At 73.5% G+C, this 12,663-nt stretch carries 11 protein-coding genes and 1 pseudogene; 7 read left to right on the top strand and 5 right to left on the bottom strand.

Annotated features, from left to right (window positions below; all coding sequences use genetic code 11):
- The first annotated feature begins 148 nt into the window (after window positions 1–148).
- Both ACIGXJ_RS01050 and ACIGXJ_RS01045 read left to right on the top strand, forming a co-directional pair.
- Window positions 149–934 (top strand): nucleotidyltransferase domain-containing protein, encoded by a 786-nt coding sequence (locus ACIGXJ_RS01050; RefSeq protein ID WP_399639827.1) that lies wholly within the window; start codon window positions 149–151, stop codon window positions 932–934.
- A gap of 217 nt (window positions 935–1,151) precedes the next feature.
- Complete coding sequence (locus tag ACIGXJ_RS01045) at window positions 1,152–2,969, top strand: FUSC family protein (RefSeq protein ID WP_399639824.1); 1,818 nt, start codon at window positions 1,152–1,154, stop codon at window positions 2,967–2,969.
- Window positions 2,970–3,070: 101 nt separating this feature from the next.
- Here ACIGXJ_RS01045 and ACIGXJ_RS01040 read toward each other — a convergent pair whose 3' ends face one another.
- Entirely contained in the window at window positions 3,071–4,024 is a 954-nt protein-coding gene (locus ACIGXJ_RS01040; protein ID WP_399639822.1) for an endonuclease/exonuclease/phosphatase family protein, read from the bottom strand.
- Window positions 4,025–4,111: 87 nt separating this feature from the next.
- Here ACIGXJ_RS01040 and ACIGXJ_RS01035 point away from each other — a divergent pair, with 87 nt between their 5' ends.
- From ACIGXJ_RS01035 to ACIGXJ_RS01025, 3 genes are all read left to right on the top strand, one after another.
- A complete protein-coding gene (locus tag ACIGXJ_RS01035; RefSeq protein WP_399639820.1) occupies window positions 4,112–5,485 on the top strand; it encodes an amidohydrolase in 1,374 nt (457 codons plus the stop codon).
- Window positions 5,486–5,552: 67 nt separating this feature from the next.
- Window positions 5,553–6,242 (top strand): DUF899 domain-containing protein, encoded by a 690-nt coding sequence (locus ACIGXJ_RS01030; RefSeq protein WP_399639818.1) that lies wholly within the window; start codon window positions 5,553–5,555, stop codon window positions 6,240–6,242.
- A gap of 381 nt (window positions 6,243–6,623) precedes the next feature.
- A complete protein-coding gene (locus ACIGXJ_RS01025; RefSeq protein WP_399639816.1) occupies window positions 6,624–6,797 on the top strand; it encodes a hypothetical protein in 174 nt (57 codons plus the stop codon).
- 4 nt (window positions 6,798–6,801) lie between these two features.
- Here the strand turns inward: ACIGXJ_RS01025 and ACIGXJ_RS01020 are convergent, their stop codons facing one another.
- From ACIGXJ_RS01020 to ACIGXJ_RS01010, 3 genes and pseudogenes are all read right to left on the bottom strand, one after another.
- Window positions 6,802–8,664: an ABC transporter ATP-binding protein gene (locus ACIGXJ_RS01020; RefSeq protein ID WP_399642117.1), complete on the bottom strand. Its 1,863-nt coding sequence runs from the start codon at window positions 8,662–8,664 to the stop codon at window positions 6,802–6,804.
- A 243-nt stretch (window positions 8,665–8,907) separates the two neighbouring features.
- Entirely contained in the window at window positions 8,908–9,351 is a 444-nt protein-coding gene (locus ACIGXJ_RS01015) for a hypothetical protein (protein WP_399639814.1), read from the bottom strand.
- A 395-nt stretch (window positions 9,352–9,746) separates the two neighbouring features.
- A pseudogene (locus ACIGXJ_RS01010) lies at window positions 9,747–10,265 on the bottom strand (ATP-binding protein); the annotation flags it as partial.
- 279 nt (window positions 10,266–10,544) lie between these two features.
- Between ACIGXJ_RS01010 and ACIGXJ_RS01005 the strand changes: the two are divergent.
- Both ACIGXJ_RS01005 and ACIGXJ_RS01000 read left to right on the top strand, forming a co-directional pair.
- Window positions 10,545–11,405 carry a helix-turn-helix transcriptional regulator gene (locus tag ACIGXJ_RS01005; protein ID WP_399639812.1) on the top strand — a complete coding sequence of 287 codons (861 nt, stop codon included), beginning with the start codon at window positions 10,545–10,547 and terminating at the stop codon, window positions 11,403–11,405.
- Complete coding sequence (locus tag ACIGXJ_RS01000) at window positions 11,406–11,681, top strand: DUF397 domain-containing protein (protein WP_399639810.1); 276 nt, start codon at window positions 11,406–11,408, stop codon at window positions 11,679–11,681.
- A 181-nt stretch (window positions 11,682–11,862) separates the two neighbouring features.
- Here ACIGXJ_RS01000 and ACIGXJ_RS00995 read toward each other — a convergent pair whose 3' ends face one another.
- Entirely contained in the window at window positions 11,863–12,609 is a 747-nt protein-coding gene (locus tag ACIGXJ_RS00995) for a dual specificity protein phosphatase family protein (protein ID WP_399639808.1), read from the bottom strand.
- Window positions 12,610–12,663 lie beyond the last annotated feature (54 nt).

Here is a 12,663-nt window from a genome sequence, read left to right as displayed (position 1 = left end):
CGCTTGCGGAAGCCCGCTTGCGGAACGTCGGCACGAGAGCGGTGCGGCGCCCTCAGGCGGCGCCGATGACGTCATCCGGCGCGGAACCGGACCACGACCAGGCGCGAAATAGGTGGAGGCGGTCGACACGGCTTCCTAGGCTGCCCGCATGTCATCCGCCGACATCTCCTTCCTGGACGCGACGGCCGACCGTCTCGCCGCCCTCCCCACCGTCCGGGCCGTCGCCCTCGGCGGCTCGCGCGCCCAGGGCACCCATCGCCCCGACAGCGACTGGGACATGTCCGTCTACTACCGCGGTCCTTTCGACCCCGACGACCTGCGCGCCCTCGGCTGGGAGGGCGAGGTCTCCGACGTGGGCGGCTGGGGCGGCGGAGTCTTCAACGGCGGCGCCTGGCTGACGATCGACGGACGGCGCGTCGATGTGCACTACCGGGACCTGGACGTCGTCGAGCACGAGCTGGCGGAGGCGGAAGAGGGGCGGTTCCGGGTGGAGCCGCTGCTGTTCCATCTGGCCGGGATCCCGAGCTATCTGGTCGTGGCCGAGCTCGCGATCAACCAGGTGCTGCGAGGGGACCTGCCCAGGCCCGCGACGTACCCCGAGAAGCTGCGAGCCTGCGCCCCCGAACGCTGGCACGGCACCGCCCGCGCCACCCTGGCGTACGCGAAGGCCAACCACGCCCCCGCCGGCCGCCTCACCGAGGTCGCCGGCGCCATCGCCGTGGCTGCCGCGCAGACCGCGCACGGCGTGCTGGCGGCGCGGGGGGTGTGGGTGACCAACGAGAAGCGGTTGTCGGAGCGGGCGGGACTGCGAACCGTGGACGGCGTCCTCGCGTCGCTCTCCGCAGGACCGGACCCGGACATCCTGGAGCAGGCGATCAGCCAGGCCCAGGAGCTCTTCGAGAACGCAGCCCGGGAACCGGTGGCAGACGTCTAGGCGAGAAGGAAGCGCGCCTGGTGCGGGTGCTCACCGATCAACCCGCCGTCCCGGCCACCCGTCACACACCGGAAATACGAGCGTACTTTTCCCGCCAAGAACGGGATCTACGCTGGAGACACACCCACCTCGGCCACCGTCGCCCGAAGGCGCACCCCGCCCTCGTCCGGACAGGAGCCCCGTGTCGCGCGTCGCAGCACCCGTACTTCCGCCTTGGATGGCCCATACCCTGCGTGTGCGGCGTGAGCCCGTGCCCTGGAGTGCCGTGGCGCGGGGGGCCCTGGCGGCGGGGCCGCTGCTGTCGGTCGCCGTGCTGGGCGGGCGGACCTCGCTGGGGGTGGTGGCCGCGATCGGGGCGATGCTGGCCGGGATCAACGACCGGCCGGGGAGCCGGCGTTCGGCGGTGTGGCGGCTGGGGATGCCCGCGCTCGCGGGGGCGGCGGGGCTGGCCGCGGGGACGTACGCCGGGCAGTGCTCGGGCGTCGTCGTGCTCAGCCTGGTGCTGCTCGTGCTCGGACTGCTCGCCGGGTGCGTCAGTGCCGTGGGGCCGGTGGCGTCCTCCGCCGGTACGCAGGTGCTGGTGGCCGCGGCGGTGGGGGCCGGGATGCCGCTCGGCGAGCCAGGCTGGCTGGGGGCGGTCGCCTTCGGCGCCGGGGCCGGGTGGCTGCTGGTGCTGCGGCTCGCGCTGCCGACGCCCGGATCGCTCGCCGGCGACTTCCGCTTCGACGGCGAGCGGGCGGCCGTCGCCCGGGTGTACGACGCCACGGCCGACCTGCTGGAGGCCGTGGGCACCCCCGAGGCCGCCGGCCGCCGTGCCGCGCTGACCGACGCGCTGGACCAGGCCCAGGACGCCCTCGCCGGGCCACGGCTGCGCCGGTACGCCGCCTCCGCGGCCGAGCGGCGGCTGCACGCCCGGTACGCCGCCGCCCTGCCGCTCGCCGAGGCCGCCACAGCGCTCGCCTGGACCGGGCGCAAGCTCACGCCACGCGCCTCCGCCGGGCCCAGGCGGCTCGCCGCCGCCGTACGCGGCGCCACCACCCACACCGGCCCGCTGCCCGCCCCCAGCCGCTCCGCGCCCGCGCTGCGCGCTCTCGACGACGCCCTCCTCGCCGCCGCCGAGGCCTTCGACCAGGGGGACGGCGGGGATCTCCACACCCGTCGGCGCGGCCCCCGGGAGCTGCTGCGGACGGCGTTCGGGCCGGTCGGGCGCGAGTACGGGTTCCGGGTCGGGCTGTCGTTCGGGGTCAGTGCCGGCGTGGCGCAGTGGCTGCACCACGCCCAGTGGTACGGGGCGCATCCGCACTGGTACTGGCTGCCCGCGACCGCCGTGTTCCTCGTCAAGCCCGATCTCGGACCACTGGTCTCCCGGGTGCTGTGCCGGGCGGCGGGGACCGTGCTCGGGGCGCTGGCCTTCGCCGGTGTCGTCGCCGTACTGCCGAGGCCCGCCGGGCTCGTCGCCCTCGTCGCCGTGTGCGGGGCGCTCATTCCCGTCGCCACCCGGCACTTCGCCGCGCAGACCGCCGTAGTGACCGTGCTGGTGCTCGCGCTGGTGATGGTCGGGGGCGAACCGCAGGCCTCCGCGGGGCGGATCGGAGAGACGCTCCTGGCCTGCGCGATCGTGCTCGTCGTGGGGCATCTGCCGGTGCCGGGGGAGCGGGGCGGCGGGGTACGGGGGCGGCTCGCCGTGGCGGCCCGGGCGGCCGAGCGCTACCTCGCGCACGTCCTCGGCGGCTCCGACGACCGCGCCCGGCGCTGGATCCTGCGCCGCGAGGCCTACCGCACCCTCGCCGAGGCCCGCACCGCCATCGCCCTGGCCGCCGCCGAGCTGCCCGCGCTCGCCCGGCACGCCCACGGCGCGGACGAGGTCGCCGCGCTGCTGGAGCGGCTCGTCGACACCGCCACCGCCTGCGCGGTCCACCTCGACGACACCGGCCGGCTGACTCCACGCCACACCCGCCGCCTCACCGACCTGCTGGACCGGCTCACGGCCCACCCGGCAGCAGGACGCCTCACCGAGCACGCGGCGGCCGGGTAGCGGACCACACGGGTCATGGCCCGGGCCTCAGTGGTCCAGCCCGGCAGCAGGACGGCCCCGGTCCTCAGTCGTTCACCCCGCGGCACGATGGCGCCCGGCCCTCAGTCGTCCACCCGGACCCACACCGGCGCGTGGTCCGACCCCGGTGCGCCCCGTCGGCGGGTCGGGTCCTCGCCCACCGACGGCAGCCGCGGCGGGCCCGCGGCAGGGAGGCCGGTGCCCGCGGCTGTCACGCGGCGGATCAGGCGACGGCTGAGCAGGACGTGGTCGATCAGCTCGCGGCGGCCGGCCCGGACGCGGGAGAAGCGCTCGTCGGCGGGAATGTGCCCGGCCACGCTCCACAGCCGCTCCCCGTCGTGCCGGTCGGGACGGTCGAAGCCCGCCGTGGTCGGCTCGGAGCCGGGCGGCCCGAGCAGCATCCGGGTGGTCACGGCCTCCTCGCCGTCGTTGAGGTCGCCCAGCACCGCCACGTCCCTCACCCGGCCGTCGCCCGCCAGCAGCTTCCCCGCCAGCTCGCGCAGCGCCGCCGCCTCGGCGGCCCGGCGGAAGAGGGCGTAGGCGGCGAAACGGGCCCGCTCACCCTCGTCGCGCGGACGGAAACGACCGTTCGGATACGTCAGCAGGCCCGACTTCAGGTGCGCCACCGCCACCCGCAGCGTCCCCGCGTCCCCGTCCGTCTCCACCGCCAGCAGACCACGCCCCGCCGTGCCCGCCGTGGCACCCCTGTCGTCCCCCTGCACCGGCCGCAGCCGCGCCGAGAACGCCTTCGTGTCGGCCAGCACCCTGAGCGGCGTACGGCTGAGGACGCCCACTCGGATGCCGCGGGGGTCCGGGTGCTTCGACAGTACGGTGTGCCAGTCGCCGCCCACCGTCGCGACCAGGTCGGCAAACGCCGCGGGCTCCCCGACCTCCTGCACACCGAGCAGCGCCGGGTCCAGCTCCGTGATCACCGCGGCCAGCGCGGCGAGCTTCGTCTCGTAGGACGGCTTGTCCTCGGGCCCGAACGGCCCACCCGGCCGGTAGAGGTTCTCCAGGTTCCAGGTGCCCAGGAGCAATGCCGGCTCCTTCCGTAGAGCCACACGGCCCGGCGTGCACCGGCGAGAACGCCCAAACGTTCCGCCCGCCGCGCGTACGTTGGCGTGGTGAGCCAGACTCCCGCCGACCTCATCATCACCGGATGCACCGTGCTCGTGCACGACGATCAAGAGCGGATCGGATTCCAGGAGGACGCCGCCGTCGTCGTACGGGACGGGGTCATCGCCTCCGTCACGACCGCCGCCGCGACCACCCGCACCCCCGCCGCCGAGCGCATCGACGCGCGCGGCCAGGTGGCCATGCCCGGCCTGGTCAACTGCCACACACACGCCCCGATGGTCGCCCTGCGCGGGCTCGCCGAGGACCTGCCGACCGAGGAGTGGTTCAACGACGTCGTCTGGCCGGTGGAGGTCAACCTCACCGAGCGGGACGTGGCGCTCGGCGCCCGGCTGGCCTGCGCCGAGATGATCCGCGGCGGCGTGACCTGCTTCGCCGACCACTACTTCGCGATGGACGCGGTCGCCGACGTCGTCGACGAGTGCGGGATGCGCGCCCACCTCGGTCAGGCGTACTTCTCCTCCCAGGGGCCCGAAGGACGCCAGGTCTCACTGGAGTTCGCGCTGCGGCACCGCGGCGGCGCGGGCGGCCGGATCACCACCACGCTCGCCCCGCACGCCCCCTACACCGTCACCGACGACGACCTCGCCGCCACCACCGCCCTCGCCCACGAGCACGGCCTGCCCGTGCATCTGCACGCCGCCGAGAACCGGGACCAGGCGGAAGCGAGTCTGGCCCGGCACGGTGTCACGCCCATCGAGGTGCTGGAGCGCACCGGCCTCCTCGGCACCGATCTGCTCATCGCCCACGGCACGGGCATCCTGGACCGCGACCTGCCCGTCCTGGAGCGGGCATGCGGCCGGATCGCCGTCGCGAGCGCGCCCCGGGGCTATCTGAAGTTCGCCTGGCCCACCACCACGCCCGTCCGCGCGCTGCGCGCCCTCGGCATCCCCGTCGGCCTCGCCACGGACGGCGCCGCCTCCAACAACTCACTCGACGTGTGGGAGTCCATGGCGCTCACCGCGCTCGTCCAGAAGTCCACCGAGGGCGACCCGCGCTGGCTGACCGCCCGTCAGGCCCTGCACCACGCCACGGTGCAGAGCGCCCGGGCCGTCGGACTCGGCGACCGGGTGGGCCGTATCGCACCCGGTCTGCGCGCCGACATCGTCCTCGTCGACCTCACCGGACCGCACACCCAGCCCGTCCACGACCTCGCCGCCACCCTGGTGCACAGCGCCCGCGCGGCCGACGTGACCACCACGATCGTGGACGGCCGCGTCCTGATGCGCGACCGCGAGCTGCTGACGGTCGACGTCCCCGCCGTCGTGGGGGAGCTGAGCGCACGACTGCCCGCCCTCGTCGACCGGGGGCACGGCACACGCATCCAGGAGTACGACGCCTGGAAACCCGGAAAAATCTTGTGAGCGAGCGATGAGTTCCGCCCCTCCCCCCGGTCACCACCCCGAACGGGACCGTTGCACAGGAGGGGCCATGTCGCTTCCGGAGATCGTCTCGCGGGCTCAGTGGCGCGCGCGGCGCGAGGAACTGCTGCTCAAGGAGAAGGCGGTGACACGCGCGCGGGACGTGCTGAACGCCGACCGGCGCAGACTGCCCATGGTCGAGGTGGACGAGGAGTACGTCTTCGTGGGCGGCGACGGCAAGGCCACCCTCCTCGACCTCTTCGAGGGGCGGGACCAACTCGTCCTGTATCACTTCATGTTCGGGCCGGACTGGGAGGCCGGCTGCCGCAGCTGCTCCGCGTTCCTGGACCAGATCGGGCATCTCGCCCATCTGCATGCCCGCAACACCTCCTTCGCGGCGGTGTCCCGGGCGCCGTACACCCGGATCCTGCCGTTCAAGGCGCGGATGGGGTGGACCCTGCCCTGGTACTCGTCGTACGAGAGCGACTTCAACCAGGACTTCGAGGTGACCCTGGAGCGGGACGGGGAGCTGGTGGAGCGGCCCGGGATCAGCTGCTTCCTACGGGACGCCGACCGGGTGTTCCACACCTACTCGGCCTTCGAGCGCGGCCTGGACGGCCTCGGCTCGACGACCAGCCTGCTCGACCTGACCGCGCTGGGCCGCCAGGAGGAATGGGAGGAGCCGAAGGGGCGCGCGTCGGTCTTCGGGGCGCCCGCGGGGAGCGAGAGGATCCGGTACCACGACGAGTACGAGGACTGACGAGGACTGCGAGGTCTGACGAGGACTGCGAGGTCTGACGAGGACTGCGAGGTCTGGCGAGGACTGCGAGGTCTGGCGAGGACTGCGAGGTCTGGCGAGGACTGCGAGGCCTGGCGAGGACTGCGAGGCCTGGCGAGGACGGCGAGGCCTGGCGAGGGCTGCGGAGACTGGCGAGGTCCGAAACAAGGGCACCGACAAGGAATGACACGGAACGTACGGCCGCGGGCGCGAGCGGTGACCGAGATCCGGACGTTCGCGAGTTCCGGCTCACATTCGGCGGTGAACGAGTGTCAACTATGTCTCAGTCCCGTCACTGAACGGGCCCTTTCCCCTTTCACAGGCGTTAACTCGTATCAGTTCGACGCTTTGTGGAGGTGCAGGATGGTGAACGGGCGAAAGGTGCTCGAGCGCTTTCCCGCAGGCGGGCCCCGTGGATCCTGGCCCGCCGAGGAGTTCGCGCAGGCCCGCCGCATGGAGGGGCTGCCCGCCGAGGTCGTGATGGACCTCGCCACGGACACGTTCCTGGTGATCGTCCGCGGCGACGGCACGGACTGAGCGATCAGCCCGCCTTCGGTGCGGGCAGCCGCGTGCTGAACTGCTCGGCCTGCAGGCCGTACAGCTCCGCGTAGACACCGCCGGAGGCCAGCAGCTCGTCCGGGGTCCCGGACTCCACGAGCCGGCCCTCCTCCAGGACGTGCACCACGTCGGCGTGGCGTACGGACGCCAGGCGGTGCGTGATCAGGACGACCGTCTGGCCCGTTCCGGCCAGTGCCCGGATCTTGTCGAACACCTCCAGTTCGGCCCGCGCGTCCAGCGCGGCGGTCGGCTCGTCGACGATCAGGATGCCGCCCTGCCGGTAGGCGGCCCGCGCGATGCCCAGGCGCTGCCACTGGCCGCCCGAGAGCTCGTGCCCGCCGCTGAAGTTGCGGGCCAGCAGGGTGTCCAGGCCGTGCGGCAGGTCCGCGACCACGTCCTCGGCGCCCGCCTGGGCGACCGCCGCCGACAGCCGCTCCTCGGTCAGGGGCGCGGCGGGGCGCCCGATACCGACGTTGACCTTCGCGGTGAACGGCCAGCGCTTGAAGTCCTGCGCGACCATCGCGATGCGCTCCGCGAGCTGCCGGCGGTCGGCGCCCGCCGCGTCCACGCCGTCCCAGAGGATCTTGCCCGCGTCCGGCATGTACAGCCCGGCGAGCAGCTTGACCAGGGTCGTCTTGCCCGAGCCGTTCTCCCCGACGAGCGCGATGATCCGGCCCATGGGGAGGGTGAGGCTGACGTCGTCGAGGGCCGGACGGGTCGCGTCCCCCGGGTAGCCGAAGGTGACGTGCTCGAACCTGATCTCCTTCGGCTCCTGAGGCAGCGCGGTCCCGCCGACCGGGATCGCCCGCTCGCCCGCCTCCCGGTACAGCCGCTGGAGGTCGCCCACGAACAGCGCCTCCTCGTGCAGCTGGTTCACCTCCAGGACCAGGCTGTCCAGGCTGCCCGAGCCGGTGCGGATCGCGATCACCGCCGTGCCCGCCACCGACAGCGCCATCGCGCCGGCCAGCAGCAGTCCGCCCAGCGTGGCGTACGTCGCGACGGTCGCCAGGCCCGTCCACGCCGCCGCGATCAGCCCCGTACGGGCGGCGAGGCGCGCGAGGCGGGCCTGCTCGGCCTCCGCGGTCTCCGACATCGAGCGGAAGTGCCGCAGCAGGAACGGGCCCACGCCGTGCAGCCGGATCTCCGGGGCCGCGGCCGGCTCGGTCAGCAGGCCCTGCAGCAGGTAGCCCGCCCGCGCGTGCTGCACCCAGGCGTGGAAGGACTCGTAGCGGCGGCGGGCGTTGGTCAGCGCGCCCCAGGCGCTCGGGAGGGTCATCGTGACCAGCAGCGGCAGCAGGGCCGGGTGCAGCACGGTCAGCACGCCGGCCGCCGCGATCAGCGAGATCATCGCGTTCACGAGCCGGGTCGCGTGCCCGATCATGCGGCGGGACGCGGAGGCGCCGTACTGGGCCGTGTCCAGCAGCTTGTGGAAGGCGTGGTCCTCGATCGCGGCCAGCTCCACGGCCGCCGCCCGCTCCAGGTACCGCTCGGTCGCCAGCCGCTCCACCTTCGGCTCCAGCCGGCCGGTGGCGTACGTCGACGCGGCCCGCAGCAGCGCGCCGAGCAGCAGCACTACGGCCATGACGGCCAGCGCGGGCACGGCGTCACCCAGCCTGTCCTCGATCGGGCCGCCCGCCATCAGCCGGGCCAGCACGCCGTTCACCGCGAGCAGGCCCACCGCCTGGGCGAGGCCCCGGCCCGCCTCGGCGCCCAGCACGATCCGCGCGGCTCGGCGGTCGGCCTGCCAGGCCAGGGCCAGGCTGGAGCCGAGCAGGGCGGGCAGCCGGGTGATCATGGCCCGGAAACTCAGCTCCAGGAAGGCGTCCGCGTGCTGGTTCCAGCCCATGTCGTAGCGCAGCGGACCGCCGAACAGCAGCCGCTCCGACTCGGACACCTCCTCGTGCCCCACCTGGTGTTTCCGCCGCGCCTTCCCCACCGGTGACCTCCGCGTGATCGTGGCCGGAGGGCCACTATCGCGGCGCCGTCGCCGTGGTGGCAGGGCGCAGAGCCGCTCGGCGGGGATGCGCGGGCGTGCGCCCGCTTCGTTCGCGTACGGCGGTGGGGGCGGGGGCGTGGAGGGCCGAAGGGCCTATGCGCTGACGGGCCGGGACCAGGCCGGTGTCGTCCCCGTCAGGCGGCACAGCGCGAGATAGAGGGGGATCGGCGGGGTGTACGGGAGGGTGCCCTCGGGGCGGTGGATCAGGCGCGGCCGGCCGGCCGTGAGGGCCTCGGGGACGAGGGCGCCGCGGGCGTAGTGCGCGGGGGCGGGCCAGTCGAGGGCGTAGTCGGAGTCGGAGGGGAGCAGCCACCACCAGCGCGCCTCGTCGGCGTAGACGCAGCCCACCCGGGGCAGGCGCGGCATCAGCTGCGGGCCCAGCCGGGCGGGTGTGGCGACCGCGTCGCAGCCGAGCGGGGCGGTCATGCCCGCGGGGACGGACAGCTGCCGGGACGTGTGCCCGAGGTGGGCGCTGCGGCCGAGGCGGACCAGCGTGTCGAGGCTGAGCAGCTGACCGGCGCCCGGGGCGGCACTCACTGGCCCCTCCGCGCGGCGTCGTACGGCTCGGCGGCCTCTTCGTCCTCGCGGGGGTCGGGGCCGTCGGGGCCGGGACCGCCGGGAGCGGGGCCGGGCTTGGGAGGCGCGCCCCAGCCGAGGTCGCCGCGGGGCTCGGCGATGCGGGCGCGGTCCAGCTCGGCGCGGGGCTCGGCGGTGCCGCCGCGGTCCAGCTCGCCGCGGGAACTGGTGGTGCCGGCACGCTCCAGCTCGCCGCGGGGCTCGACGATGTGGGCCCGGCCGAGGCCGTCGTAGGACTCGGTGAGAGCGACCCGGTCGAGGCCGTCGTAGGGCTCGGTGAGAGCGGTCCGGTCGAGGCTGCCGTAGGGTCCGGCGACATCGGCCCCGGCAAGGCCCCCGCAGGGCTCGGCGTCGGTCCAGTCCAAGTCGCCGAACGGGTCGGCGGGTTGTGCTTGGCGCGGCAGGTCCGCCCAGACGAGCAGCCCGGTGCCGTGCTCCTGGGCGCCCCAGGAGCGACAGAGGGCCTCCACGAGAAGCAGTCCCCGCCCCTGCTCCTCCTCCGTGCGCTGGGCGCAGGGGTGGGGTTCGGTGGGCGCGCAGCCCTCGTCGCGCACGGCTATGCGCAGCAGCTCGTCGCCGTCCTGGAGCTCGCAGACCACGACGGAGCTCGCCGTGTGCACGATCGCGTTGGTGACCAGCTCGGATATGACCAGGGCCGCGGTGTCGCAGGTGTCCTCGCACACCGACCACCCGGTCAGCCGTGCCCGCGCCAGTCGTCTGGCCTGGGCGGGGGAGCCCGGGTGTGCGGCCAGCTCGAAACGGAACCGGCGCTCGGGCCCGCCCCCGAGGGGACCGGCTCCCGAGGCGGCGCCGAGGCCGAGAGGGCCCGTGGCGGCGTCTGTTCCTAAGGGCGCGGACGGAATCACGCTTGCCACTATCTCCCCGCCGTGAACACTTGGCAAGTGTCACTCTGAAAATTGCAGAGTGCTGTGTGACGGTGTGGAAGGGCGTGGCACACTGCTCGCAACAGCACGTCGAGCGGCGCCACTTGGGATCGCCGAGACCTTGGCCGGATATGTCCGGCCCGGCCTGATCTGTTCGGAAGTGAGCGGATCAGGCCATTTTGGCGGGCGTCGACGACGACGTCCCGGGGTTTCGAACGGGTCTTCGGATGGCGCCGCAGGGCTGTCGGGATTCTTCGGTGGAGGTGGAGGGTGAGCGAGCCGCGGTCCGCTCCGACGGTGGGGCAGCTCGTCCTCGGCAGGCGCCTGCTGGACCTGCGGGAACAGGCGGGGCTCAAGCGCGAGGAGGCCGCCCGCGTGCTCCGCGTCGCACCGGCCACCGTGCGCCGGATGGAGATGGCCGAGGTCTCGCTCAAGATCCCGTACCTCCAGCTGCTCCTGAAGGCCTACGGCGTCCCCGACGACGAGGCAGAGGCGTTCGTGCACCTGGCCGAGGAGGCCAACAGGCCCGGCTGGTGGCAGCGCTTCCACGACGTCCTGCCGGGCTGGTTCTCCATGCACGTCAGCCTGGAGGGGGCCGCGAGCCTCATCCGCAGCTACGAACCCCACTTCGTCCCCGGTCTGTTGCAGACCGAGGACTACGCGCGCGGGGTGATGCTCTCCGGCGCCGTCGGCCAGACCCGGCCCGACGACATCGAGCGGCATGTCGCCCTGCGCATGCAACGCCAGGGGCTGCTCACCCGGGAGGGTGCGCCGCGTTTCTGGGTCGTGATGGACGAGACCGTACTGCGCCGCCCGGTCGGCGGCCCGGAGGTGATGCGTGCCCAGATCGACAGACTGCTCGAAGCGACGAAGCTCCCCAACGTCACGCTGCAGGTCGTCCCGTTCGCCACGGGGCCGCACCCCGGCACGTACGGGCCCTTCGTGCTGTTCCGATTCGCCGTGCCCGAACTGCCGGACATGGTCTACAGCGAGTACCTGACCGGGGCCGTCTATCTCGACGCGCGCACCGAGGTGGCCACTCATCTCGAGGTCATGGACCGCATGGCGGCGCAGGCCGCCACGGCACATCGCACGAAGGAGATCCTCCGGGATCTCCGCAAGGAGCTGTGAATGGATCGCATCGACCCCCAGTCCACGCCGCGGATCCGCGGGCAGCGGATCTACAACGGCATGCCCGCCAGGGAGTTGGGCAGCGAGGGCTGGCACAAGCCGTGGAGCGGCGGGAACGGCGGCAACTGCCTGGAGGCGATGAAACTCGCGGACGGCCGGATCGCCGTCCGGCAGTCCACCGACCCCGACGGGCCGGCGCTGATCTACACCTCCGACGAGATGACGGCCTTCATCGAGGGCGCCAAGGCGGGGGAGGCGGACTTCCTGCTGTCCTGAACGACGTTGCCTGGCAAGGTTTTTGAGCGTGTGCTGAGAGCAGGACGCCGGTGCGCGGCCGCCCTCCCGAGGCGACCGCGCACCGGCATGTCCAGGGTCTTGCCCGTCTGTCGCGGTGTTGTCCTTGACGCCTTGCAAGGTCGTGCAGGTCTTTGACGCCTTGCGAGGTCGTGCAGGTCTCTTACAGGTACGACCAGATCCTGCGCGGCGCGTCCACCAGGCGGCTCAGCGCCTCCACACCGGCCGGCGGCTGCTCGGCCTTGTCCTTGCCCAGGTGCAGCCCGTACCAGATCTGCTCGATCGAGGGCGGACCGACTGAGAGGTTGCGCCGTACGGCCGCCGAGGCCGACTCCTCGCCGCTCTGCACCAGGTAGGCCGCGGCCATCGTGCCGGTACGGCCCACGCCCGCGCCGCAGTGGACGAACACCGGCCCGGCCGAGGACGTCACCGTGTCCATGAACTGCCTGACCTGGTTCGGGGTCGGCGTCTGCCCGTCCCGGACGGGCATGCGCACGACCTCGAGACCGGCCTTCTCCGGCCCGGCGAGCTGCGCCGCGCTCAGTTTCTCGGCGCGCAGGTCCACCACGGTCGTGATGCCCATGTCGGCGAGGCCTCGGTAGCCGGTGGGGGAGGGGGCGCCGCCTCGCCACAGGTGCCCTGCGGAGTCGACGGGCTGGAAGTTGTGCACGCCCTGGACCACACGCGTCCCGGCGGGCGCGGGCGTCTCCGACTTGATCCACTGGTGGGCGACCAGGATGCTCAGCGAGCCGACGGCCCACAGGATCAGATAGCCGATCACGACGGCGACCAGGGCCCGGACGACACGCCGCTTGACGCTGCGCCGGCGGCGGGGGGGAGCAGGGGTTGAGGCGGGGGCTGGGGTGTTGACGGGGGCGGGCGGCGGGGAAAGGGTTTCGGCGACAGCCATGGGCGGCCCAAAGGGCTAGGGGACGGGAGATGTCTGAAATCGTATCCCGGCCCG

The organism is Streptomyces sp. NPDC053367 (assembly GCF_044545925.1).
In the GTDB taxonomy this organism is placed as follows: Bacteria; Actinomycetota; Actinomycetes; order Streptomycetales; family Streptomycetaceae; genus Streptomyces.
Note: the sequence above shows the minus strand (reverse complement) of the source record. Positions and strands in the feature narration are given on the sequence as shown.

Excerpts from the sequence above, each read along its gene's own strand:
- ACIGXJ_RS01045 (WP_399639824.1), top strand. The coding sequence starts at position 1,152 with ATGGCCCATACCCTGCGTGTGCGGCGTGAGCCCGTGCCCTGGAGTGCC.
- ACIGXJ_RS01050 (WP_399639827.1), top strand. The coding sequence starts at position 149 with ATGTCATCCGCCGACATCTCCTTCCTGGACGCGACGGCCGACCGTCTC.
- ACIGXJ_RS01025 (WP_399639816.1), top strand. The coding sequence starts at position 6,624 with ATGGTGAACGGGCGAAAGGTGCTCGAGCGCTTTCCCGCAGGCGGGCCC.
- ACIGXJ_RS01030 (WP_399639818.1), top strand. The coding sequence starts at position 5,553 with ATGTCGCTTCCGGAGATCGTCTCGCGGGCTCAGTGGCGCGCGCGGCGC.
- ACIGXJ_RS00995 (WP_399639808.1), bottom strand. The coding sequence starts at position 12,609 with ATGGCTGTCGCCGAAACCCTTTCCCCGCCGCCCGCCCCCGTCAACACC.
- ACIGXJ_RS01000 (WP_399639810.1), top strand. The coding sequence starts at position 11,406 with ATGGATCGCATCGACCCCCAGTCCACGCCGCGGATCCGCGGGCAGCGG.
- ACIGXJ_RS01020 (WP_399642117.1), bottom strand. The coding sequence starts at position 8,664 with ATGGGCTGGAACCAGCACGCGGACGCCTTCCTGGAGCTGAGTTTCCGG.